We start from the raw sequence: 24,939 nt of genomic DNA, 5'->3' as shown, positions 1-24,939 counted from the left end.
GGTTTTTAGATTTTTGCTAGAAATAAGGTCAGTAGATGTCTTGCAAAATATATTGATACTAAAATAGAAAAACACCGATTAGATAAATAAAAAAATTATGGTATAATAAAACGATACAATTAAAGGAGTATGTATGGACATTTCAGAAATTCGTCAAAAAATTGACGCAAATCGTGAAAAATTAGCTTCTTTCAGGGGGTCTCTTTGACCTCGAAGGTTTAGAGGAAGAAATTGCCATTTTGGAAAACAAAATGACAGAACCTGATTTTTGGAACGATAATATTGCGGCCCAAAAAACGTCGCAAGAATTAAACGAACTCAAAAATACCTATAATACCTTCCACAAGATGGATGAGTTGCAGGATGAAGTTGAAATTTTACTGGACTTTTTGGCAGAGGATGAATCCGTTAAGGATGAGTTGGTTGAAAAACTCGATGAGTTAGATCAGATGATGACTAGCTACGAAATGACCCTTCTCTTGTCAGAACCCTATGATCACAACAATGCCATCCTTGAAATCCATCCTGGTTCAGGGGGGACAGAGGCTCAAGACTGGGGCGATATGCTCCTTCGTATGTATACTCGCTATGGAAATGCCAAAGGCTTCAAAGTTGAGGTCTTAGACTACCAAGCAGGTGATGAGGCAGGAATCAAGTCAGTAACCTTGTCTTTTGAAGGACCAAATGCTTATGGTCTTCTCAAGTCAGAGATGGGAGTTCACCGTTTGGTCCGTATCTCACCATTTGACTCTGCTAAACGTCGCCACACCTCATTTACTTCTGTAGAAGTTATGCCAGAGTTGGATGATACCATCGAAGTTGACATCCGTGAGGATGATATCAAGATGGATACCTTCCGTTCAGGTGGAGCAGGTGGACAAAACGTCAACAAGGTTTCAACAGGTGTCCGCTTGACTCACATTCCGACAGGGATCGTCGTAGCATCAACCGTCGACCGTACTCAGTACGGAAACCGTGACCGTGCTATGAAGATGCTTCAGGCAAAACTCTATCAGATGGAGCAGGAAAAGAAAGCTGCTGAGGTAGACTCGCTCAAGGGTGAGAAAAAGGAAATTACATGGGGAAGCCAAATCCGCTCCTATGTATTTACGCCTTATACAATGGTAAAAGACCATCGTACCAACTTTGAAGTAGCGCAAGTAGATAAGGTAATGGATGGAGACCTAGATGGTTTCATTGATGCTTATCTGAAATGGCGTATCAGTTAAAAGAAAGGAAGTCACATGTCAATCATTGAAATGAGAGATGTTGTCAAAAAATACGACAACGGGACAACAGCCCTACGTGGCATCACTGTAAATATCGATGCAGGAGAATTTGCCTACATCGTAGGACCTTCAGGTGCTGGTAAATCAACTTTTATCCGTGCCTTGTATCGTGAGGTCAAAATCGACAAAGGAAGCTTGCAAGTTGCGGGATATAACCTCGTTAAGATTAAAAAGAAAGATATTCCGTTCTTGCGTAGAAACGTTGGAGTAGTCTTTCAGGATTACAAACTTTTGCCAAAGAAAACCGTTTATGAGAACATTGCTTACGCCATGGAGGTTGTTGGTGAAAGTCGTCGTAACATCAAAAAACGTGTTATGGAAGTCTTGGACCTTGTCGGTTTGAAGCACAAGGTTCGTTCATTCCCGAATGAACTTTCAGGTGGTGAGCAACAACGTATCGCCATTGCGCGTGCTATCGTAAACAATCCTAAGGTTTTGATTGCCGACGAACCAACAGGAAACTTGGACCCAGATAACTCATGGGAAATCATGAACCTCTTGGAACGTATCAATCTTCAAGGGACAACTGTTTTGATGGCGACCCACAACAGCCAAATCGTAAATACCTTGCGCCACCGCGTTATTGCCATCGAGAATGGTCGCGTGGTACGTGATGAAGCGAAAGGAGAGTACGGATACGATGATTAGTAGATTTTTCCGCCATCTGTTCGAAGCTTTAAAAAGTTTAAAGCGTAATGGATGGATGACCATTGCTGCTGTCAGTTCAGTAATGATTACCTTGACCTTGGTTGCTATCTTTGCTTCAGTTATCTTCAATACTGCGAAATTAGCAACTGATATTGAGAACAACGTCCGCGTCATGGTTTATGTTCGTAAAGACGTTGAAGACAACAGTGAAACCATTGTAAAAGAAGGCCAAACAGTCACGAACAATGACTACCACAAGGTCTATAACGCCCTTAAAGCTCTGCCAGCCGTAAAAAATGTAACCTTCTCAAGTAAAGAAGAGCAGTACCAAAAGCTGACTGAAACTATGGGTGACGAGTGGAAGGTGTTTGAAGGAGATGCAAATCCTCTTCATGATGCCTACATCGTAGATACCAATTCACCAAGTGATGTAAAACCAGTCGCTGAAGAAGCTAAGAAAATCGAAGGTGTCTCTGAAGTTCAAGACGGTGGTGCCAATACCGAACGTCTCTTCAAGTTGGCTTCCTTCATCCGTGTATGGGGATTGGTCATCGCTGGACTCTTGATCTTCATCGCAGTCTTCTTGATTTCAAATACCATCCGTATTACCATCATTTCACGTAGCCGTGAAATCCAAATCATGCGTTTGGTTGGTGCCAAGAACGGTTATATCCGTGGCCCATTCTTGCTAGAAGGTGCCTTTATCGGATTGTTGGGAGCAGCTCTTCCATCAGCATTGGTTTACTTTATCTATAACCGAGTGTTCCAATCTGTCAACCCATCCTTGGTTGGTCAAAACCTATCTTTGATTACACCGAATACCTTTATTCCATTGATGATCGGTCTCTTGTTCCTCATCGGAATCTGTATCGGTTCACTTGGTTCAGGAATCTCAATGCGTCGATTCTTGAAAATCTAAGTCACATAACTGGATAAAACACATAAAAAAGTGGGATGTCATCAAGACTTCACAGCTCTTGATGCCCCGCTTTTTCTGTTGGTCTTGGTGCTCAGTCGCTTGCCAATTTTGGCTAAAGAGTGTATGATAGGGAAGGACCTTTTTACTAATATGAAAAATGAACAATGAATGAGGAAAAGATGAAACAATTTTTGGAAAAAGTGAGCATACTCTCCCTGTCGTTAGTATTGATCACATCGTTTTCTATTTCGAGTGCCCTGCCTGCTATGTTTGACTATTATCAGGGCTATTCGACTGGTCAGGTCGAACTCTTGGTCAGCCTCCCATCCTTTGGGATTATGGCCATGCTTTTATTGAACGGAGTTTTAGAGCGTATTTTTCCTGAACGTCTCCAGTTGACCTTGGGACTCTTGATTTTATCCATCAGTGGAACGGCACCTTTCTGGTATCAGGGCTATTACTTTGTCTTTGCTACCCGCTTGCTATTTGGGCTTGGAGTAGGAATGCTCAATGCCAAGGCTATTTCGATCATCAGTGAACGTTACCACGGCAAAACTCGTATCCAAATGCTTGGTTTTCGTGGATCGGCTGAAGTCGTAGGAGCATCCATCTTGACACTGGCAGTCGGTCAGCTCTTAGCCTTTGGCTGGACAGCAACCTTCCTAGCCTATGCAGCTGGTCTAGTAGTTCTCGTACTCTTCCTTCTCTTTGTCCCTTATGGAAACGCAGAAGTTCATGAGTCCAAGCATCAGACAGAAGAAGCAGTAAGATTGACTGCTTCTATGAAAAAGCTTATTTTCTTCCTTGCTATTGCAGCCGCAGTGATTGTTTGTACCAATACGGCCATCACCTTCCGTATCCCTAGTCTCATGATTGAGGCAGGGTTTGGGGATGCTCAGTTGTCCAGTTTGGTACTTAGTGCCATGCAGTTGATTGGGATTCTAGCTGGAATCAGCTTTTCTTTCCTGATTTCGACCTTCAAGGAAAGACTTCTATTGGTCGCTGGTGTCACTTTTGGTATCGGGCAAATCATCATTGCTCTTTCCCCATCACTCTGGGTGGTGGTTGCAGGTTCTATCCTGGGAGGATTTGCCTACAGTATCGCTCTGACGACAGTCTTTCAGTTGATATCTGAGCGAATTCCTGCAAAACTCCTCAACAAAGCAACTTCCTATGCTGTTTTGGGATGTTCTTTTGGAGCATCATTAACACCCTTCGTTCTTTCAGGGATTAGCTTGGTAACTACAGATGGTCGAATGACCTTTATCATTCTAGGAGCATGGATGATTGCTACATCAGTGCTTGTTTCCCTTTTATTGAAAAAAGAAGCCTAACAAAGAAAAACTCAAGGACGAATCCTTGAGTTTTTTGTCTATTAGCCAAACATATGCCAAAAGTAATCGATGATGTAGGTCAAGCCATAAGTGTAAACGACCAGGGTAAAGGGTTTGGTCAGGATGATAATGGTCATATACCGCTTGAAGCTCATCTTGGTCAAAGCAGCCAACATACAGAGAAAATCTGCTGGACTAACTGGCCAAATCATCATAAAGATAAAGAATCGGTCAAAGCGATTGCCCTCATCCAGCCAACCGATATACTTGTCATAGGTGCGCTTGCTGACCATGGACTGGACAAAGGGTGCTCCATAGAGACGCACCAAGTAAAAGATAATGGCACAACCAATGACAATACCGATATAATTGTAAATGGTCCCGATGACATGCCCATAGATAAAGACACCTGCAACAGAGGTTAAAGCACCTGGAATGATAGGAACAACTGTCTGCAAAATCTGTAAAAAAATAAAGAGTGGTGGCCCCCAGACACCCGCCTGTTGGATAAAGGCAGATAGGGTTTCCTTAGAATGCAAGATACCAGCCTGATAGGCCCAGATACAGAATATTAGAGTACCAACCCCACCGATGATGGAGGAAATATGAATGGCTTGCTGTAGAAGGGGAGAAACAGCTTTCAGTTCTTTATCGTGTGACATGTAAACTCCTCTTGTATAGTATGATTCTAATATACCATATTTTAGGGAGAAAGACTACAAGGTTTTTCTGAGGGAAGTAGGATCAGCAAGGCGTTTTCTGCCTGTAATATGATATAATGATAGGAAGAATGCGGTTTCCAAAAGGAGAAATATAGATGCAGGTAAAACCAGAACTGGAAATAGAAAAACAACTGATAAACCAGCTGGTAACTGGTGAAAGCCAATGGACTTATAGAGAAGACCTAAAAACAGAAGAACAACTATGGGACAATTTCTTTGAGAAACTAGCCCAAAACAACGTTGCTTTGCTGGCAGACCATCCCTTGACAGAACAGGAAAAACGTCAGATTCAGAACCAACTAAACTTTGTCAGCTACTATGATGCGGCTAAGTGGTTGGTCGGTGAAAATGGCATTGCCAAGGTTGAGGTTCAAAGAGAAGATGCAAGTCTAGGTACCATCCGTTTGTCAGTCATTTGGCGTGACAATATCGCAGCAGGAAAGTCTAGCTACGAAGTTGTCAATCAAGTCCAACGAGAAAAAGTAAATCCTATGGACCAAGACCGTAGACTGGATGTTACTCTTCTTATCAATGGCTTGCCTATGATTCAGATCGAGCTCAAGAGTTCCCAAGCAGCCTTCATCGATGCCTTTCATCAGATAAAAAAATATGACCGTGAAGGGAAATTCCGTGGTATCTACTCTAGCTTGCAGATGTTTGTTGTGACCAATAAAGTTGACACACGCTATATTGCTGCAGCTCGTGAAAATAAACTTAACAAGCAATTTCTAACTAAGTGGGTGGATAAGAATAATCACCCTGTGACAAATCTGACCAGCTTTGCCCACGAAGTCCTTTCCATCCCTCGTGCCCATCAGATGGTCATGCAGTATTCTGTCATTGATGATAGCAAGAAATCTCTCATCCTTTTGCGTCCCTATCAGATCCATGCCATCGAAGCGGTGCAGGAAGCATCTCGCCAGCAAGCATCTGGCTATGTTTGGCATACGACAGGTTCAGGAAAGACCTTGACCTCTTATAAGGTAGCTCGCAATCTCCTGCAAATTCCATCTATCCAAAAGACGATTTTTGTCGTTGACCGCAGGGACTTGGACCAACAAACCACTTCATCCTTCCTCTCATATGCGACCAATGATGTCATTGATATCGATGAGACAGACAATACACATGATTTGATCAAGCGCTTAGGAAGTAATGATAAGCGTGTCGTGGTAACTACCATCCAGAAAATCACTACCATGATGCGCAAGTTTGATCAAGGACTTTACCAACGAGATGCGGACAAAATCAAGGGTCTCCGAGTGGCTTTTGTCGTGGATGAATGCCACCGTGCCGTGACACCACAAACACAAAAAGACATTAAAACCTTTTTCCCTCAGTCTCTCTGGTATGGATTTACAGGCACGCCCATCTTTAAGGAAAATAAACGCCAGCAGGTCGGCGACCTCGCCCAAACCACCCAACAACAGTATGGAGACCGTCTCCATGAGTATACGGTCAAGGAAGCCATCCATGATGGAGCTGTCCTAGGCTTTAAGGTGGACTATCGCAATACCCTCATCACAGACCAGGCTGAAAATGAATTACCTGATAGTGTCTATGAGAATGAGGAGCACATGCTGGAAGTCTTGGATGCTATTATCAATAAATCCCGTCAACAACTAGGCTTCCAAAAAGGAGTCGGCAATACCTACAATGCTATCCTCACTGTCAAGTCTATCCCTCAAGCCCAAGCCTACTATGACCTCCTCAAAAAAGTCAAGGCTGGTCAGACACGAGTCAAGGTATCTGAGAGAGTCAAGATGGTACTTCCAGACTTTCCAAAGGCGACCATCACTTACTCCGTTACGGAGAATGAAGAAGACTCAAGAGCCAACCAAGACCACATGAAGCAAGTCCTAGAGGACTATAACCAAGAGTTTGATACTCACTTTACTATGGCGGACCTTCGTGGTTTTAATACCGATGTCAATAACCGCCTTGCCCGTAAGCAAGATAAATATCTCTACCGTAATGAGCAGTTGGACTTGGTTATCGTGGTCAATCGTCTCTTAACGGGATTTGATGCCCCTTGTCTATCGACCCTCTTTATCGATCGTAAACCAATGCAACCGCAGGATTTGATTCAGGCCTTTAGCCGAACCAACCGGATCTTTGACTCCAGTAAGACCTATGGTCATATCATCACCTTCCAAAAGCCTATAGCCTTTAAGGAAGCAGTCGATAATGCCCTCAAGCTTTACTCAAATGGTGGTGAAAATGATGTCCTAGCACCAAGCTGGGAAGAAGAAAAGAGAAACTTTTTGAGAAGTTGTAGCGACTTCCAAAACCTCATCATCGATGATCCCGAAGAAGGACTCCAAATCGAGCAAATCTCTACACCTGAATTGAGAAAACTAGCCAAGGCTTATCAATCCTTTGATAAATACTTGGCTTCTATCCGAGTTTATAAAGAGTATGACGAGGAAGAAATCTATGCAGAGACTGGACTAAGCGCAGAAGAATTGGAAACCTATCTAGGCTTCTATCAAAATATCCTTGCCGAACTTAAAAGTCGTTCAGAAGATGGTGATGAGGATGGGGAGCCACTGGATATTCACTATGAACTAGAGTCTATCCAAGTAGATGAGATCAACTACGCCTATATCTTGACCTTGATCCAAAGTCTGATCGAGCAAGAGCAAAGTCAGGAAAAGAGTCTCAGTGCACAGGATAGAGAAGCAGTGGATACCTATATCCAAAGTCTGAAGAAGACCAATCCAAACCTTGCACAGATCATCTCAGAACTTTGGCAAGAAGTACAGGCAAATCCAGACCGCTACAGAGGTCAATCCATTGCCAATATCCTTGACCAGATGATTGAAGCAGTCATCCAGCAACATATCCAAGACTTTAGTAAGACCTGGTATGTGGGTGAAGACGAGCTTCGCTACTATGTCAATCACTACCGCAAGGGTGCAAAAAAACAACTAGGAGAAAGTCAACTGACCAAGAGTCAGCGCTACAAGGACTATAAAGTTGAGGTGTCAGATGCCCTCAACCCACTCCTATATAAAAAACAAATCAAAGAAGCCTATACCCAACTGATTGAAGAGGTGATTGAGCCGTTGAGGGTTGGAAGGTAAAGGAGTTAATGTGGATAAATTATTAGATAGTTTTGAAACAGTTTTTGGAAATGGATTTCTAAAATATTTTAAGGAACAGGAAAAGAAGCACAATTACTTTAAATTGAATGACTATAAAAAAGTAATTGAGAAATTTGTTGATGATGAACAGAGAGAACGAGTTAATTATTATAGCAGGAAGCATGTTCATTTTACTCGTTTTTTGCTTATTAGTATTGAGAAGTTTCAAAATAATGGGAGATCAATAGACTTTACAGAATTAGATCATAAAGGTAAATTGATTTGGCAGTTGGAACATATCATACCCCAAAGTAAATTTGAACCGGGAGATTCTGACAAGAATAAATTAGGAAATTTAACTTTATTACATAGAGATACAAATGTAAAGATTTCAGATAAAGATTTTAATGGAAAAAAGAAAGTCCTAAATGATGAAAGTGAGTCGATGTTTTACATTAACGATGTTTTTAGAAAAGATAATTTTGAGAAATCAGATATTGATAAGAGATTAAGTGATTTAACAAATGATTTAAATGACATTATTGATAATCATTTTGATGCTTATTGTGAAAAAGTATTGAAAATGAAGAATATGGAGTTGAACAATGAGTAATAGTAGTGTAAATGGTAAAATCTATCATTATGAAAATAATGAGGATATATTAAAAGGGTTAGATGAAAATCAACAAATCATTAAACTCAAAGAATTCATCAATAAATATTTTGTATCTAAAAATCTTGTCATATTCATAGGTTCGGGATGTTCATCGGGTGCAATTCCACTTATGTCAAAAACGATGAGTGATATTTTAGAGAAACATATAAATGTTTATGAAAAAGTAAAAGAGTTTATAGATTGTAAAGATTTAGATTATCTAACTAAGAGTCTAGAATCATGTAAGAAGTCGCTAAAAGAGGATGAAAGTAAAAAGGTTGATGATTTACTTAAGGAAGTAAAATCAAGTAATGATACTATTGCTAATTTTTTAAAGGACTTATCTAAAGAACATCAGGATTTAATAGAAAAACATATCTATAAATCTTTTTCAGATATTGAAAGTTTACTCAACTGGTTACAGAGTGGTTTAAGTTTCCAACCAAATAATAAGAACTTAAAAGAAGTGATAAGCACCTTGAAAAGTGAGTTCTTAAAAACTATACCAGTTCTAGATGATGATAAATATAAAGATAGTGAAACAATAAATACTTATAATAAATTTTATCAATCTGTTTTTAAATATAGAACTGAGTTGAGTAATAAAATCAACATAGTGACAACGAACTACGATTTGTTTAATGAATATTCATTAGAAAGCAACCGCATTGTTTATTCAACAGGTTTTGAGAATAATTTATATAGAAACTTTAATGTGAATTCATTTAAGCAAAGGATAGTAGATGATACAAATAGATATAAGGATGTATGGCAACCCACTTCTAAAGAAGCTAACTTATTAAAAATACATGGTTCAATTAATTGGACTTCTGATGAAAGTGGGCAATTAATCCAAAAGGATTTTTTTAAACAGAGTGATGAAGAAATTATTATTTATCCAACAATGTTAAAACATAGGCAAACTGCACAAGCTCCATATTCAGAACTGTTTAGAGAGTTTGCAAATGTACTTCAAGTTCCAAATACAGTCCTTATTGTTATGGGATATGGGTTTCCTGACGAGCATATTAATAACATCATTTCGCAAAATCTAAAACATCAAGATTTTACTTTGATTGTTTTTGGTAATAAATCAGAAGACAATATGAAGAAATTTTTTGATGAATTTAAGACTCAAGATGGATTTCATTTAATTGGAGGAGATACGTCTTGTGATGGAGTAAAAGCCCACTACTTTAACTATATTGTTGATGAAATAATAAATCATGCTCCAAAGGTTGAATCAGAACAAGAGGGAGAAGGTTTAGATGAATAGTATTGGGCGAGTAGTATCAGTCTCATATGACAGATTGATTTTTGAAGTTAGCGACTTTGAAAAATTAATTTACAATTTTAAAGGGGAAATTTATATCACCCAAGGAGTCATAGATTATGTAACTATAAAAAGTCAATTTGGGGATAAATTTGTTTACCAAGTTGTTAGAGTAGAAGACAAGGAAATTAAAATTGTTAATGATGAAAAATCAAAGTTTGACTATGTAGGGAGATTTGAATGTGTTCCTGTAGGAATATTAGAAAACGATAAAATTAACTTTAATCTAAAGAAATATCCCTTTTTACAAGATAGAGTCTATTTATCAAGTGATGAGGATTTGCAGAAGGTATTTTCTATTGAGAAAAGAGAAGCATCAATTTTATTAGGAACTATCCAAGATAAATATGATGCGCAAATTAATCTAAATAAATTGATTACTCATCATTCTGCTGTTTTAGGAAATACCGGATCAGGTAAATCGACAACAGTTAGAAAAATAATTAAAGAAATAGCAACTAAAGAAACTAGTAATTTATATTTAAATATTTTTGATGTTCATAATGAATACTCACAGATAGACGGTGTAAATAATATTGATGTGTTGAAAGATTTTTCGATAAAAATAGAGTCATTAGAGTTGCAAGATTGGTTGAATTTGATAAAACCATCAGAACTTGTACAGTTGCCTGTAGTTCAAACAGCATTGAAATTGGCCTATTGTCTATCAGAAAGCAAATTAGATAGAAAAAAATTGAGTTGTTTTATAGCTTATAATTTATATCATAATCAACAATCTGATGCTGTAGCTAAGAGATCAAAAATTATTGGTATTTTAGAAGGAACAGGCATTAGCACTGAAAAGTATAATTCTCAATTCGGGAACTTTAGTCAAAAAGATGAGCAAGACTTCAAATCTAGTTTGTATACTGATATGTACAAGAGTCATTCAGAGATAACAAAAGAGATTGAGAATGCTAATTATACAATAAATAGTTTTGAAGCTTTGTTTGAAGCTTTAAATTTTGTATTTCTCCTAGAAGAGTGTCAGGGGAATACTCAAGCAAGAGGGTATTCAGCAACCCTTGAAACTAGAATTAAGCATATTCAATTCAGATATGGTAGCTTGTTTGAAACAAACATAGATAAGACTACTCCCGGCTCTCCCGGCTCTCCCGACTCTCCCGGCTCTCCCGACTCTCCCGACTCTCCCGACTCTTCCTCCCCTGACGTCTCAACCATCGCTAAAGATTCTACTGTCGATGAAGACGCCAAGCAATTAAAAATTACGGTATATAACGTTTCTGGTTTAGACGATGATTTATTATTGTTTTTCACTACTTATATGTTAAAAAAAGAGTTTCAAAAGAGTTCTGAAAAAGATATAAAAAATAGGGATGTAAATTTATTTATTTTTGAAGAAGCACATAGATATATATCAAAATTAAATGAAAATAGTCTGTTTGGTGAAGTTGAAGTTTTTAAAAAGATAGCTCGTGAGGGTAGAAAATTTGGTTGTTTCTTGATGTTATCTAGCCAGCGTCCGAGCGAGTTATCTTCAACTGTTCTTTCTCAATGCAATAATTATTTAATTCATCGAATTAAAAATAATGTTGACTTAGAATATCTTTTGAAAACTATACCTTATATAAATAAAAATCAGTTAACTAGATTTTCTTATTTACCTACTGGAACAGCATTTATAGTAGGTGAGTTATATCCTATACCTGTTGAAGTTGATGTTGATGGAGCAGGTGAAATAGATATAACAGTTACTCCACAAGTGAAATTTAAGGGTAAATCTAAAGCGTTAAAATAGTAAGAAAGAAATGATTATGAAAAATCAGAATAGAAAAATTCCCAAGATTAGGTTTAACAATTTTGAAGCTTTTTGGGTAGAAAATAGAATAGCAGATATAGTCAAAATATCTGCTGGTGGTGATGTAGATAAAGTAAGATTGAAGGAAAGTGGAAAATATCCCGTTATTGCAAATGCTTTGACAAACAAAGGAATCGTTGGATTTTATGACGATTATAAAGTGAAAGCTCCTGCAGTGACCGTTACAGGTCGCGGAGATGTTGGATATGCAGTAGCTCGACATGAAAATTTCACTCCAATTGTTAGACTTCTGACTCTTCAATCGGAAAATATTGATGTTGATTATCTTGAAAATCAGATTAATTCTATGAGAATTTTAAATGAGTCTACGGGTGTTCCTCAACTAACAGCTCCTCAACTTGGGAACTACAAAGTGTATCATCCTGAAATTGAAGAACAATCCGCCATAGGTTCTCTTTTCCGCAACCTCGACGACCTTATCAATTCTCACCAAGAAAAAATTTCTCAGCTTAAGACTTTGAAAAAGAAACTTTTGCAGGATATGTTTATATAAGGGGGAGTTATGTATAGTTCTAAAACAGATTTAATTGAAAAGTTAGAATCTGAAAGGGAAAGATTTCAAGATAATTTGAGTCAGATAGCTGATCATGATAAAGATCTATATAGTAGAGTAGATAATTATCTATCTGAACTGATTTCTTTTATAAATGATGAGCTAAATGAAGAAGTTTTGTCTAATGATGTAACGGTAAGGTACAAAACATTACGTGATAATTTGTTAGAAAGCATCTACAATTGTTTTGGTGGCAATATTTATTCATATGATTCTATATTTCCTCAAATTATATATAATTTCAAAGTAATTAAACTTTTCTCTTTCATTGCTAAAATAGATTCTACCACAGTTATCATAGGAGCTAATGGGGCAGGAAAAACTAGTCTTATTAATGAGTTAAGAAAGAATAGTATAGATGAGATGTATGTTTTACCTGCTCAGAAATTGTTATATTTTGTTTCAAATATCCATGATCGTAATGGAATTTCTAGAGAAAGATATATTCAAGATTTAAAAAAAGTCGATCTTAAATATGAAACAATTGATTTGTATCAATCAAAGATTGAAAACGATTTTTCAAATAAGTTTACTAAATTAATAACATTGTTGGTAAAAGACTACACAAACATAGTTACTCGTAAATCAAGAAAAGAAAAAGATTTACCTTTAACTTTATGGGATAGAGTAGAATATATATGGAACCAAATTTTCCCAGAAATAAAATTTGAGCTTGAACCTGATGATAGAGTTGTTAAAGTTGAAAAAAATGGTTCTAAATATAGTATAAATGGCCTAAGTGATGGAGAACGTTGTATTTTATTTTATATAGGCAGTGTTCTTCTTGCTCCAGAAAATAGCTATATTGTGGTTGATGAACCAGAAACATTCCTTAATGCTGCTGTCTATAATGAATTGTGGGATTTGCTAATATCAGAGCGATCTGATTGCCAATTTGTTTTTGCTTCACATAATATGGACTTTGTTCAATCAAGAACAAATGCTACTTATATATGGTGTAAGAAATTTGAAGCACCTTACAGCTTGGAACACCAGAAATTAGATGATTCTCTGAATTTACCTTTGGACTTATTAACTGAAGTATCAGGTACAAAGAAACCAATTTTATTTTGCGAAGGAACTAAAAATAGTCTGGACTATCAAATATATTCCAAATTATTCAGTGAATTTTGTTTTGTCAAACCAGTTCAAGGACATAAACAGGTCATCCAGCATACAAAAGCTTATAATAATTTAAACAAAATGCATGGAAATAAAGCATATGGAATTATTGATTATGATTGGATGGATGAAAGTAGTATTAAAGAGAACAAAGAAGAGGGGATTTTTGTTCTTCCATTTAATGAAGTAGAGATGATGCTTGTTGATGAAGCAGTTGTGAAGTCATGCTTACCATTTGACGATGACAAAGAAAAACAACGAAAATTTGAAAATCTTCAACGGAGTATCATTAAATCTTGTGAAGAAAAGAAAGAGAAAATAATAAGTATTGCCTTGAAAAAAAGACTCGATGAATTTTTGGAAGGTAATCGTATTGAAAATAATAAACCAACAAAAGAAGATGTTGAAGAATTTTTAAAAGATTTAGTAAATGAATTTAATCCATCTTCAACGGTTGATAATATAACTTTTATCGTTGAAGAAAGTTTGGCTTCATCTGATTTTTCAAGAATATTAAAGATTTGTAACTTAAAAAAAGAAATAATTGATTATAGAGGAAACACAGAAATAGTTCCAAACTTTAAAGATAAAGCTTTAAAACGTATTGCATTGGATAATGATTTACAGAAAAAATTACGTCATAAATATTTTGAAGAATTAGAAATGAAACTATTGAAGCAATAGATAGATTTTTGAATTTATAAAAAAGAAAGAAATATTATGGAAACAACACAAACTTCCCAGTCGCTCTACCAAGCCCTGTGGAACTCAGCGGATGTTCTCCGCTCCAAGATGGATGCTAATGACTATAAGTCCTATCTCTTGGGCATGGTCTTTTACAAGTACCTATCTGATAAGATGCTCTTTTTCGTGGCGGAGACTATGGAAGAAGGGACAGATAGTCTGGAGGATGCCCTTGAGGTCTATCACAATTACTATGAGGACGCAGATACCCATGAGGATCTGGTCTCTGTCATGAACGATGAACTTAACTATATCATCAAACCAGACCTGACCTTTACGGCTCTGGTAGCACGTATCAATGAGGGAACTTTCCAGCTGGAAGATCTAGCTCAAGGTTTTCGTGATATCGAGCAGAGTGATGACCTCTATGAAAATCTCTTTGAAGATATCGACCTCTATTCTAAAAAGCTAGGGGCAACTCCGCAAAAGCAAAACCAAACGGTGGCAGCAGTCATGAAAGAGTTGGCTGTGCTGGATGTGGCTGGTCATGCTGGTGATATGCTGGGGGATGCCTATGAGTATCTGATCGGTCAGTTTGCGACTGACTCTGGTAAGAAAGCTGGTGAGTTCTATACACCTCAGCCTGTTGCCAAGCTCATGACTCAGATTGCCTTTTTGGGTCGTGAAGACCAGGAAGGTTTTACCATCTATGATGCGACTATGGGATCAGGCTCTCTCTTGCTCAATGCCAAGAAATACTCTCATAAGCCGCAGACAGTGGTCTACTTTGGTCAGGAGCTCAATACCTCGACTTATAACTTGGCTCGTATGAACATGATTCTACACGGTGTTCCAGTTGAGAATCAATTTCTCCACAATGCCGATACCTTGGATGAAGACTGGCCGACACAAGAACCGACCAACTTTGATGGGGTTCTCATGAATCCTCCATACTCTGCCAAGTGGTCAGCAAGTTCTGGCTTTCTGGCCGATCCTCGTTTCTCTCCTTTTGGGAAACTAGCACCCCAGTCCAAGGCTGATTTTGCCTTTCTCCTGCATGGATATTACCACCTCAAGCAGGATAATGGGGTCATGGCTATCGTCCTTCCCCACGGTGTTCTTTTCCGTGGAAATGCGGAAGGAACCATTCGTAAGGCCTTGTTAGAAGAAGGGGCTATTGATACGGTTATCGGTCTTCCTGCCAATATCTTCTTTAATACCAGTATTCCGACAACGGTCATCATTCTCAAAAAGAACCGTACCAATCGTGATGTTTACTTTATCGATGCTTCTAAGGAGTTTGATAAGGGGAAAAACCAGAATATCATGACGGATGCCCATATCGAAAAGATTCTGGAAGCCTACAAGTCTCGTGAGGAGATGGATAAGTTTGCCCATCTGGCTAGCTATGAAGAAATCGTCGAAAATGACTATAACCTCAATATCCCTCGCTATGTAGATACCTTTGAGGAAGAAGAAGTAGAGCCGCTGACAGACATCGTCAGCAAGATTAACCAGACAAATCAAGCAATCGAAATCCAAACAGCTTCTCTACTTGAAATGCTCAACCAACTCCACGGAACCACACCAGAAGCTGATGCTGAGCTCAAAGAGTTTTTGAAAAACTTTAAAGGGTGATGGGCTTAATTTATTCTCTCATTTTATAAAATACAACTTTGTTTCCGTATTTCCTGGGAACTAGTAGAAAGTTAGGAGAAATATGGAAAACAACAACCAACGTGCCCTCTGTCAGCAACTATGGGCGGAAAATAAATACCTTGTTTTGAGCCATTCCAGCAATATTTACAAGGACATTCGCCAGTATCTCAAGCAAGAAGTGGTGGAGCTGAGTCAGGTTCAAGAGATGATTGACCGTGCCTGCCAGATTCCAGAACACAGGGGTCAGGTTTGCAATGCCTTCCAGCATATTTGGGGCTATTTTAAAAAGAAAGCCAGTCTTGACGAGCGCAAAGACTATATGCTCTTACTAGATCGCTATCGCTCTGGTCAAGCTTCTAAGGAAGATTTGATTGTTAGAACTCGAGATTTACTTGAACGTTACCCAAATGCTTATCTGCAAGAATCGACTTTGTTGAAAGGAGACTCCCATGAGACTTTGGCATGAGGCTTTGATTCCACAACTTCCCCGTCCTCAGCTCTTGGGGCAACATCGAGAGTGTTGCGCTCTGCGTGGCAATGGTTGGGGCAGAAAGCATGCGACGGTTGACTATGTCTTTAGCCACTCGCCCTATCGTCTCTATGCCTATCATCGTTTGATTATGGAGGAGATGGCTGGTCGTGGGTACAATGTCAGTCCAGAGTGGTTAGATAAGAACTACCGAGGGAAAACTTGCCCTCCTTATCGAGACTTAGCAGAGGAAAAGCTGAATAGTCCGATCTATAGCGAGCATGACACAGCCTACTATGAGGAGTGTCTGGCTAATCTCCGTGAGAAAGGGATAGAGCTGGAGTAAGAGTCAGTATAACCTCTAATTTAGAACTCTTTTCGTAATTTTTTCGAATAATTAAAATGAGACCTTTAGAATGATTCTAAGGTCTTCTTTTTATAAGTATTGGATTTACTTTTAATAACTTTTGAGTTATAATTAAATTGAAAAGAGGTTGCTTGGTGCACACGATTTACTTCTATAAGGACAAAAATGGAAATGAGCCAGTCTTGGATTATATGAGAGAATTAGTCTGTCGTAAAAGTAAAGATAGTCGCATTAAACTGAATAAACTAAACGACTATATTGAGTTGCTTAGTCAGCATGGGACTAGAGCTGGTGAACCCTATATGAAACATTTGGAAGATGAGATATGGGAATTAAGACCTCTTAGGGATAGAATTTTATTTGTAGCTTGGCTTGATGAGAGTTTTGTTCTTTTACATCATTTTGTCAAAAAGACTCAGAAAACTCCTAGGAGAGAGATTGAAAAAGCCAAGCGTGAACTGAAGGACTTAAAAGAAAGAGGAGTAAGTGATGAAAAATAGTGCCATCGGGAGTAATTGGAAGGATGTTCGGTCTCAACTCTTTACCAAGGAAGGAATTCTTGAAAGTGATATGCGAGTAGCTATTATGAGTGAGTTAATTGAAGCTAGACATGAGCAAGGAATTAGCCAGAAAAAGTTAGAAGAACTCAGTGGAGTGAGCCAGCCGGTCATAGCTAGGATGGAAACAGGAAAGACGAGTCCTCAGTTAGATACCGTCTTAAAAGTTCTAGCCAGTTTAGGCAAGACACTCGCAGTCGTCCCACTTGAACAGGAAAATAGTTGAGAATCAGTGCCTATAGTCTTTTCTAATAACAAGCCATAGTCAGCTTTCAATTCATTATTTTTTGTGAAGAACATAGCAACCTTGAAAGGTTACTAATCTATATCTATCAAAGGATTTGGGGAATCTTCTCCAAATCTTTTTTTGTAACTTAAAAAGCGATATAGTTTCAAACTATATCAAAGCCTAATTTTTTACAATTATACAGACGCTTTCTTTTCTGTTAAGATAGTTTCAACAACAATTTTTGGAGGACAAAACATGTCAACTACAATTATCGGTTTCCCTCGTTTGGGTGAATTCCGCGAATTAAAATTTACAACTGAAAAATATTTTAGAAAAGAAATCTCAGAAGAAGAACTCTTGGCTGCGGCTAAAGAATTGCGTGCAAAACACTGGAACATCGTCAAAGAAAAAGGCATCACTGAAATCCCATCAAATGACTTTTCTCACTATGACAACTTCCTTGATGCTGCCTTCCTTTTCAACGTAGTTCCTGCATCTGTTCAAAACTTAGAATTGTCTGACCTTGAACGCTACTTTGCTTTGGGACGTGGATACCAAGGAGAAAAAGGGGATGTTCGTGCCCTTCCGATGAAGAAATGGTTTAACACTAACTACCACTACATCGTTCCTAAATTTGAAAAAGACACTCAAGTAAAATTGGCTGGTCACAAGATTTTCGATGAGTTCCAAGAAGCTAAAGAATTGGGTCTTAACACTCGTCCTGTCCTTGTCGGTCCATTCACGTTCCTTCAATTGTCAGACTTTGAAGAAGGTGTGAAAGCAGAAGATTTCGTGGATAGCTTAGTAGCTGCTTACCAAGATGTTTTTGCGAAATTGGCTGAACTTGGTGCAACTCGTATCCAACTCGACGAAGCAGCTCTTGTCAAAGATTTGACAGAAGAAGAAAAAGCACTCTTCTTGAACATCTACAACAAACTCTTGGCTGACAAGAAAGGTCTTGAAGTCTTGCTTCAAACTTACTTCGGTGACGTGCGTGACGTTTACGCTGACCTTGTGAAATTGCCAGTAGATGCGATCGGTCTTGACTTCGTTGAAGGTAAGAAAACTCTTGAACTTGTTAAAGGTGGATTCCCAGCTGACAAGACTCTTTATGCAGGTATTGTCAATGGTAAGAACATCTGGCGCAACAACTACGAAAAGAGCTTGGCTGTTCTTGAGCAAATCCCAGCTGAAAACATCGTTTTGACAAGCTCATGTTCACTTCTTCATGTGCCATTTACAACTGCTAACGAAGAATTTGAACCAGCTATCTTGAACCACTTTGCATTTGCAGTTGAAAAATTGGATGAAATCCGTGACTTGGATGCTATCCGCAACGGTCAAGGTGCAGAGGCTCTTGCAGCAAACAAAGAACTCTTTGCGACTGAACGTGTTGGTGAAAATGCGGAACTTCGTGCTCGTATCGCAGGATTGACAGATGCAGACTACACTCGTTTGCCAGCCTTTGCAGAACGTGAAGCTATCCAAGAAGATGCCTTCAAACTTCCAGCTCTTCCAACAACAACCATCGGTTCATTCCCTCAAACAAAAGAAGTTCGTGCTAAACGTCTGGCTTTCCGTAAGGGTGAATTGTCACAAGAAGAATACGATGCCTTCCTTGCTGAAACCATCGACGAATGGATCAAATGGCAAGAAGAAGTTGGATTTGACGTGCTTGTACACGGTGAATTCGAGCGTAATGACATGGTTGAGTACTTCGGTCAAAACTTGTCAGGTTACCTCTTCTCTAAGAATGGTTGGGTACAATCATATGGTATGCGTGGGGTTAAACCACCAATCATCTGGGGTGATGTGACTCGTCTCAACCCAATCACTGTGAAATGGTCTAGCTACGCACAAAGCCGTACTGACAAACCTGTCAAAGGTATGTTGACTGGACCTGTTACTATCCTTAACTGGTCATTCCCACGTGAAGACATCTCTATCAAGGATTCTACTCTTCAAATCGCTCTTGCAATCAAGGATGAAGTACTTGACCTTGAAGCTGCAGGCGTGAAAATCATCCAAATCGACGAGGCTGCTCTTCGTGAGAAATTGCCACTTCGTCGTAGCGACTGGTACGAAGACTACCTTGACTGGGCTATTCCAGCCTTCCGTTTGGTACACTCAACAGTAGCGCCAGACACACAAATCCACACTCACATGTGTTACTCAGAATTTACAGATATCATCCCAGCTATCGACAACATGGATGCAGACGTTATCTCATTTGAAGCTAGCCGTTCAAACCTTGAAATCTTGGACGAACTTAAAGCGAAAAACTTCCAAACAGAAGTTGGACCTGGGGTTTACGATATCCACTCACCTCGTGTGCCTAACGAAGGCGAAATCGACCACACCATCGAAGCAATCCTTGCTAAAGTACCAAGCAAGAAAGTATGGATCAACCCTGACTGTGGTTTGAAAACACGTGGTATTCCAGAAACGAAAGAAAGCTTGATCCGCCTTGTAGAAGCTGCGAAAGCTGCGCGTGAGAAATTGTAAGAAAAGACAGTTCTCTCTATACGGTTGATCAGTAAGAAATCAACTAGAAAAGGTTATACATATGTCGCGTCAAACACCGTCCCTCTCATTTGAAGTTTTCCCTCCAAACCCAGCAGTAGGCAATGATAAAATTATTGCAGCCCTGAAAGACATGCAGGGCTTGGCACCACACTTCATCAGTGTGACTGCTAGTAATAATAAATTTAATATCAAAGAGACGACGGTTCGTTTGGCTGACTATATCCAAAATGACTTGGAGATTCCAACCATTGCTCACTTGCCAGCTATCTACTTGACTAAGGATAAGGTGGCTGAGACTATTGCGGATTTGGATAAGGTTGGGGTTCAGAAAATCTTGGCTTTGCGTGGGGATATCATTCCAGATGTTGAGCCACAAAAGGATTTTCGTTACGCCACAGACTTGATTGAGTTTATCAATGAACAGGCACCACATTTTGATGTTATTGGAGCTTGTTACCCAGAAGGTCACCCTGATTCGCCAAACCAAATCTCAGATATTCAAAATCTCAAGAAAAAAGTGGATGCAGGCTGCTCAAGCCTTGTCACTCAGCTTTTCTTTGACAATGAGCGTTTCTACGACTTCCAAGACAAATGTACCTTGGCAGGGATTGATGTGCCGATTCATGCCGGAATCATGCCAATCCTGAATCGTAACCAAGCGCTTCGTCTCTTGAAGACTTGTGAGAATATCCATCTCCCACGTAAGTTTAAGGCTATCTTGGACAAGTATGAGAATGACCCTGAGTCACTCAGAGCAGCAGGACTTGCCTATGCCGTAGACCAAATCGTAGACTTGGTAACGCAAGACGTAGCAGGGGTACATCTCTACACTATGAACAATGCAGACACTGCTCAGTACATCCACCAAGCAACCCATGCCTTGTTCAATCACCAATCTTAAAATAAACAAAAGCAAACCATTCTTCTTTTCATAGCAGAATGGTTCCTTTTTTATAGAAAAGACCGTACTTTTTAAGAAAAATATGATAAAATAGACTCTGTACGTACTTGATACAAAGATGAGGGTATAAACGATATTTCAGCAGTCTTAATCTTATGTCAAAGAGATGTAAGTTAAAGAATCAGATCTAAAATAATTTCGGAGTTGAACACGGGCTAAATCCCTAGTGAAAAAGATAGATTTCCTGGTGTGCGTGGCACACTGCGTAAATCTCCTATTTTCATACGGGATTCTTCACGCCCTTTGTATCCTGATTTTTGTAGGCAAGGCGTATAATATTATCAATCCAAAGGGGATTAAAATGACAAAACATGTGTTTCAAACGACTTTTGCGGGTCGTGAGTTGATCGTAGAGACTGGTCAGGTTGCTAAGCAAGCAAATGGCTCTGTTGTTGTGCGTTACGGTGAGTCAACTGTCTTGACTGCTGCCGTTATGTCTAAGAAAATGGCAACTGGGGATTTCTTCCCACTCCAAGTCAACTACGAAGAAAAAATGTATGCAGCTGGTAAGTTTCCTGGTGGCTTTATGAAACGGGAAGGACGTCCTTCAACAGACGCGACTTTGACAGCGCGTTTGATTGACCGTCCAATCCGTCCCATGTTTGCGGAAGGTTTCCGTAACGAAGTGCAAGTCATCAATACGGTCCTTTCTTACGATGAAAATGCATCTGCACCAATGGCAGCTATGTTTGGTTCATCCTTGGCCTTGTCTATCTCAGATATTCCATTTGACGGACCAATCGCTGGGGTACAAGTAGGTTATGTCGATGGGAAAATCATCATCAACCCAACTCAAGAACAAGCAGAGCGCTCGCTTCTTGAATTGACAGTAGCTGGTACCAAGCACGCTATCAACATGGTAGAGTCTGGTGCTAAAGAATTGTCAGAAGAAATCATGTTGGAAGCTCTTCTCAAAGGGCATGAAGCAGTCAAAGAATTGATTGCCTTCCAAGAAGAAATCGTTGCGGCAGTTGGTAAAGAAAAAGCAGAAGTTGAATTGCTTCATGTGGATGCTGACTTGCAAGCTGAAATCATCGCAGCCTACAACAGTGACCTTCAAAAAGCGGTCCAAGTAGAAGAAAAATTGGCTCGTGAGGCTGCAACTCAAGCAGTCAAAGACCAAGTCACAGCAGTTTACGAAGAAAAATATGCAGACCACGAAGAATTTGACCGTATCATGCGTGATGTGGCTGAAATCTTGGAACAAATGGAACACGCAGAAGTGCGTCGTTTGATCACAGAAGACAAGGTTCGTCCTGATGGACGTAAGGTCGATGAAATCCGTCCTTTGGATGCGGTTGTTGACTTCGTACCTCGCGTGCACGGTTCAGGTCTCTTTACTCGTGGACAAACTCAGGCCCTTTCTATCTTGACTTTGGCGCCAATGGGTGAAACGCAAATCATCGATGGTTTGGATCCAGAGTACAAGAAACGCTTTATGCACCACTATAACTTCCCTCAATACTCTGTAGGGGAAACAGGTCGCTACGGTGCACCAGGTCGTCGTGAAATTGGTCACGGTGCTCTCGGTGAGCGTGCTCTTGAGCAAGTCTTGCCAAGCTTGGAAGAATTCCCATACGCTATCCGTCTAGTAGCAGAAGTATTGGAATCAAACGGTTCTTCTTCTCAAGCCTCTATCTGTGCGGGAACGCTTGCCCTTATGGCTGGTGGTGTGCCAATCAAGGCGCCAGTAGCTGGTATTGCTATGGGTCTCATTTCTGATGGAAATAACTATACCGTATTGACAGATATCCAAGGTTTGGAAGACCACTTTGGAGACATGGACTTTAAGGTTGCAGGTACTCGTGACGGGATTACAGCCCTTCAAATGGATATCAAGATCCAAGGGATTACTGCAGAAATCTTGACTGAAGCTCTTGCCCAAGCCAAGAAAGCTCGTTTTGAAATCCTTGATGTGATCGAAGCAACGATTCCTGAAGTTCGTCCAGAATTGGCTCCAACTGCTCCGAAAATTGATACCATTAAGATTGATGTGGACAAGATTAAGATTGTCATCGGTAAAGGTGGAGAAACCATTGATAAAATCATCGCTGAAACAGGCGTTAAGATTGATATCGACGAAGAAGGAAACGTGTCTATCTACTCTAGCGATCAAGCTGCCATTAACCGCGCTAAAGAAATTATTGCTGGTTTGGTTCGTGAAGCAAAAGTGGACGAAGTCTACCATGCTAAAGTGGTTCGTATCGAGAAATTCGGAGCCTTTGTCAATCTCTTTGACAAGACTGACGCCCTCGTTCACATCTCTGAAATGGCTTGGACTCGTACTAATAATGTAGAAGATTTAGTTCAAATTGGTGATTTTGTCGATGTGAAGGTTATTAAGATCGATGAAAAAGGTCGTGTAGATGCTTCTATGAAGGCACTCTTGCCACGTCCGCCAAAACCTGAACGTTCAGAAGAAAAAGGGGATAAAGGTCATCGTCATGGCGATCGCCCTCGTCACCACCACAAGGACCACAAACCTAAGAAAGAAACTACAGAAACACCAAAAGACTCAGAATAAGAAAGGAGAAATGTATGGGATGGTGGCGTGAAACCATTGATATAGTAAAAGAAAATGATCCAGCGGCTCGCACTACCTTGGAAGTCTTGCTGACCTATCCGGGTGTCAAAGCCTTGGCTGCTCACCGTCTCTCTCATTTTCTCTGGAAACATGGCTTTAAGCTTTTAGCTCGTATGCACAGCCAGTTTTGGCGTTTTTGGACGCAGATAGAGATTCACCCTGGTGCTCAGATCGAATCAGGTGTCTTTATTGACCATGGGGCAGGACTTGTGATTGGGGAGACAGCTATCGTTGAAAAAGGTGTTCTTCTCTACCATGGGGTTACTCTTGGTGGGACAGGTAAGGATAGTGGCAAACGCCATCCGACTGTTCGCAAAGGTGCTCTGATTTCTGCTCATGCCCAAGTCATCGGACCTGTAGAAATCGGTGAAAATGCCAAAGTCGGTGCTGCAGCGGTCGTTGTGGCAGATGTTCCTAGCGATGTAACGGTTGTCGGTATTCCTGCTAAAATTGTTCGTGTTCACGGGCAAAAGGATGAACCAACCATTCACGAAGTCGAAGAAAAACGTGAATACTACGTCAATAAACTTGAGCATGCTAGAGAAGCCAGTCACAGGTCGTCTGGTTTGTAATGAGAAGTGACTCTTTAATTAGGAGGTTAGGCCGATGCTATTAGAAGAATTTGAAAATGTACCTGCTGTTATCGAGCCAACTGATCGAAGCCTCCTTAGTGGTGGAGAAATCTGTGATACGATTATTTTATCTTTTAATGGAGAAATCGTTGAACGAGTAAAGCAGTTTGAAGATGTTTACGAAGGTGGCTATCTAACCAATCTAAATGGTAGATTTCCATGGTATATCTATGAAAAAGATGGGAGTAAGGTAGCAGTTGCTATAGCTACGATTGGAGCCCCGATGGTTGTTGGACTCTTAGAAGAACTCAAAGCAAGAGGATTTAAGAACTTTATTGTTTTGGGTTCTTGCGGAGTTCTAGATAAGTCTATTCAGGCAGATAAGATTATCCTACCAAGTTCAGCTCTACGTGATGAAGGTACAAGTTACCATTACGCTCCTGCAAGTGATGAAATAGCTTATGATGAAACTCTACTCTTAACCATAGAAGAAGCTTTAAACAAATCTGATATTGAGCACATTCGAACAAAGGCTTGGACCACAGATGCTTTCTATCGTGAAACAGCTGATAAGGTCAAACGTAGACTTGCAGCAGGTGCGACTGTTGTAGATATGGAAGCCTCAGCAATCATGGCTTGGGCACAATTTCGACAAGCAAAAGTTTATCAATTTTTTTATACAGCTGATTATGTTGACCATCATAATCATGAGTGGGATGCAAGATACGAAGAAAGAAAAGCAGATGCTATGACTTTCTTTGAGATAGCATTAGTAATTGCTAGAGAGTTGGATTGAAACGACTCTTTACGATAAACAAGACACAGAAAGG

21 protein-coding genes are annotated in these 24,939 nt (G+C 39.6%); 20 read left to right on the top strand and 1 reads right to left on the bottom strand.

Going from position 1 to position 24,939, the window contains the following annotated elements; translation table 11 throughout:
- Positions 1-133: 133 nt before the first annotated feature.
- The 4 genes from prfB (at position 134) to SPAR10_RS04710 (ending at position 4,190) form a co-directional block, all read left to right on the top strand.
- Positions 134-1,229, top strand: a protein-coding gene (prfB, locus tag SPAR10_RS04725) for a peptide chain release factor 2 (protein ID WP_100249482.1) whose coding sequence is annotated in 2 segments (ribosomal slippage) — positions 134-205 and positions 207-1,229 — 1,095 coding nt in all. Because the reading frame shifts where the segments join, the coding sequence is not laid out codon by codon here.
- A 15-nt stretch (positions 1,230-1,244) separates the two neighbouring features.
- Positions 1,245-1,937, top strand: a complete 693-nt coding sequence (gene ftsE / locus SPAR10_RS04720; protein ID WP_004251332.1) for a cell division ATP-binding protein FtsE — start codon at positions 1,245-1,247, stop codon at positions 1,935-1,937.
- Positions 1,930-2,856 (top strand): permease-like cell division protein FtsX, encoded by a 927-nt coding sequence (gene ftsX, locus SPAR10_RS04715; RefSeq protein ID WP_004251331.1) that lies wholly within the window; start codon positions 1,930-1,932, stop codon positions 2,854-2,856. Before ftsE ends, ftsX begins: the two co-directional genes overlap by 8 nt.
- Positions 2,857-3,035: 179 nt before the next feature.
- Positions 3,036-4,190 carry an MFS transporter gene (locus SPAR10_RS04710; RefSeq protein ID WP_004251327.1) on the top strand — a complete coding sequence of 385 codons (1,155 nt, stop codon included), beginning with the start codon at positions 3,036-3,038 and terminating at the stop codon, positions 4,188-4,190.
- A 41-nt stretch (positions 4,191-4,231) separates the two neighbouring features.
- Here the strand turns inward: SPAR10_RS04710 and SPAR10_RS04705 are convergent, their stop codons facing one another.
- Positions 4,232-4,852 carry a TVP38/TMEM64 family protein gene (locus SPAR10_RS04705; protein WP_004251325.1) on the bottom strand — a complete coding sequence of 207 codons (621 nt, stop codon included), beginning with the start codon at positions 4,850-4,852 and terminating at the stop codon, positions 4,232-4,234.
- 155 nt (positions 4,853-5,007) lie between these two features.
- Here SPAR10_RS04705 and SPAR10_RS04700 point away from each other — a divergent pair, with 155 nt between their 5' ends.
- The 16 genes from SPAR10_RS04700 (at position 5,008) to SPAR10_RS04625 (ending at position 24,905) form a co-directional block, all read left to right on the top strand.
- Positions 5,008-7,998: a type I restriction endonuclease subunit R gene (locus tag SPAR10_RS04700; protein WP_004251323.1), complete on the top strand. Its 2,991-nt coding sequence runs from the start codon at positions 5,008-5,010 to the stop codon at positions 7,996-7,998.
- A gap of 10 nt (positions 7,999-8,008) precedes the next feature.
- Positions 8,009-8,611 (top strand): HNH endonuclease family protein, encoded by a 603-nt coding sequence (locus SPAR10_RS04695; RefSeq protein WP_004251320.1) that lies wholly within the window; start codon positions 8,009-8,011, stop codon positions 8,609-8,611.
- A complete protein-coding gene (locus SPAR10_RS04690) occupies positions 8,604-9,929 on the top strand; it encodes an SIR2 family protein (RefSeq protein WP_004251317.1) in 1,326 nt (441 codons plus the stop codon). The genes SPAR10_RS04695 and SPAR10_RS04690 overlap by 8 nt, the downstream gene beginning before the upstream one ends.
- The gene (locus SPAR10_RS11230) at positions 9,922-11,745 is read left to right on the top strand and encodes an ATP-binding protein (RefSeq protein ID WP_004251314.1); all 1,824 of its coding nucleotides are present in this window, start codon (positions 9,922-9,924) and stop codon (positions 11,743-11,745) included. Before SPAR10_RS04690 ends, SPAR10_RS11230 begins: the two co-directional genes overlap by 8 nt.
- Positions 11,746-11,761: 16 nt before the next feature.
- Positions 11,762-12,319, top strand: a complete 558-nt coding sequence (locus tag SPAR10_RS04680; RefSeq protein WP_025170538.1) for a restriction endonuclease subunit S — start codon at positions 11,762-11,764, stop codon at positions 12,317-12,319.
- A 9-nt stretch (positions 12,320-12,328) separates the two neighbouring features.
- Positions 12,329-14,185 carry an AAA family ATPase gene (locus SPAR10_RS04675; protein ID WP_004251310.1) on the top strand — a complete coding sequence of 619 codons (1,857 nt, stop codon included), beginning with the start codon at positions 12,329-12,331 and terminating at the stop codon, positions 14,183-14,185.
- 36 nt (positions 14,186-14,221) lie between these two features.
- Positions 14,222-15,823, top strand: coding sequence for a type I restriction-modification system subunit M (locus SPAR10_RS04670; protein ID WP_004251300.1), 1,602 nt, complete (start codon positions 14,222-14,224; stop codon positions 15,821-15,823).
- Between the two features lie 82 nt (positions 15,824-15,905).
- The gene (locus tag SPAR10_RS04665) at positions 15,906-16,310 is read left to right on the top strand and encodes a YbgA family protein (RefSeq protein WP_004251297.1); all 405 of its coding nucleotides are present in this window, start codon (positions 15,906-15,908) and stop codon (positions 16,308-16,310) included.
- The gene (locus SPAR10_RS04660; protein ID WP_004251294.1) at positions 16,294-16,659 is read left to right on the top strand and encodes a TIGR02328 family protein; all 366 of its coding nucleotides are present in this window, start codon (positions 16,294-16,296) and stop codon (positions 16,657-16,659) included. Before SPAR10_RS04665 ends, SPAR10_RS04660 begins: the two co-directional genes overlap by 17 nt.
- Before the next feature lie 155 nt (positions 16,660-16,814).
- The gene (locus tag SPAR10_RS04655) at positions 16,815-17,180 is read left to right on the top strand and encodes a type II toxin-antitoxin system RelE/ParE family toxin (RefSeq protein WP_004251291.1); all 366 of its coding nucleotides are present in this window, start codon (positions 16,815-16,817) and stop codon (positions 17,178-17,180) included.
- Positions 17,170-17,463, top strand: coding sequence for a helix-turn-helix domain-containing protein (locus SPAR10_RS04650; RefSeq protein WP_004251288.1), 294 nt, complete (start codon positions 17,170-17,172; stop codon positions 17,461-17,463). Before SPAR10_RS04655 ends, SPAR10_RS04650 begins: the two co-directional genes overlap by 11 nt.
- A 258-nt stretch (positions 17,464-17,721) precedes the next feature.
- Entirely contained in the window at positions 17,722-19,971 is a 2,250-nt protein-coding gene (gene metE, locus SPAR10_RS04645) for a 5-methyltetrahydropteroyltriglutamate--homocysteine S-methyltransferase (RefSeq protein WP_004251286.1), read from the top strand.
- A gap of 61 nt (positions 19,972-20,032) precedes the next feature.
- A complete protein-coding gene (gene metF, locus SPAR10_RS04640) occupies positions 20,033-20,893 on the top strand; it encodes a methylenetetrahydrofolate reductase [NAD(P)H] (protein WP_004251285.1) in 861 nt (286 codons plus the stop codon).
- Positions 20,894-21,254: 361 nt separating this feature from the next.
- On the top strand, positions 21,255-23,477 hold the full coding sequence (gene pnp, locus SPAR10_RS04635; RefSeq protein ID WP_004251283.1) for a polyribonucleotide nucleotidyltransferase: 2,223 nt from the start codon (positions 21,255-21,257) through the stop codon (positions 23,475-23,477).
- 14 nt (positions 23,478-23,491) lie between these two features.
- Positions 23,492-24,109, top strand: coding sequence for a serine O-acetyltransferase (cysE, locus tag SPAR10_RS04630; protein WP_004251281.1), 618 nt, complete (start codon positions 23,492-23,494; stop codon positions 24,107-24,109).
- Between the two features lie 34 nt (positions 24,110-24,143).
- On the top strand, positions 24,144-24,905 hold the full coding sequence (locus SPAR10_RS04625) for a nucleoside phosphorylase (RefSeq protein WP_004251278.1): 762 nt from the start codon (positions 24,144-24,146) through the stop codon (positions 24,903-24,905).
- Positions 24,906-24,939 lie beyond the last annotated feature (34 nt).

Origin of the sequence: Streptococcus infantis SPAR10, from assembly GCF_000279535.1 — a bacterium.
Lineage (GTDB): Bacteria > Bacillota > Bacilli > Lactobacillales > Streptococcaceae > Streptococcus > Streptococcus infantis_I.
The sequence above is the reverse complement of the archived record's forward strand: the minus strand, read 5'-3'. Positions and strand labels throughout refer to the sequence as shown.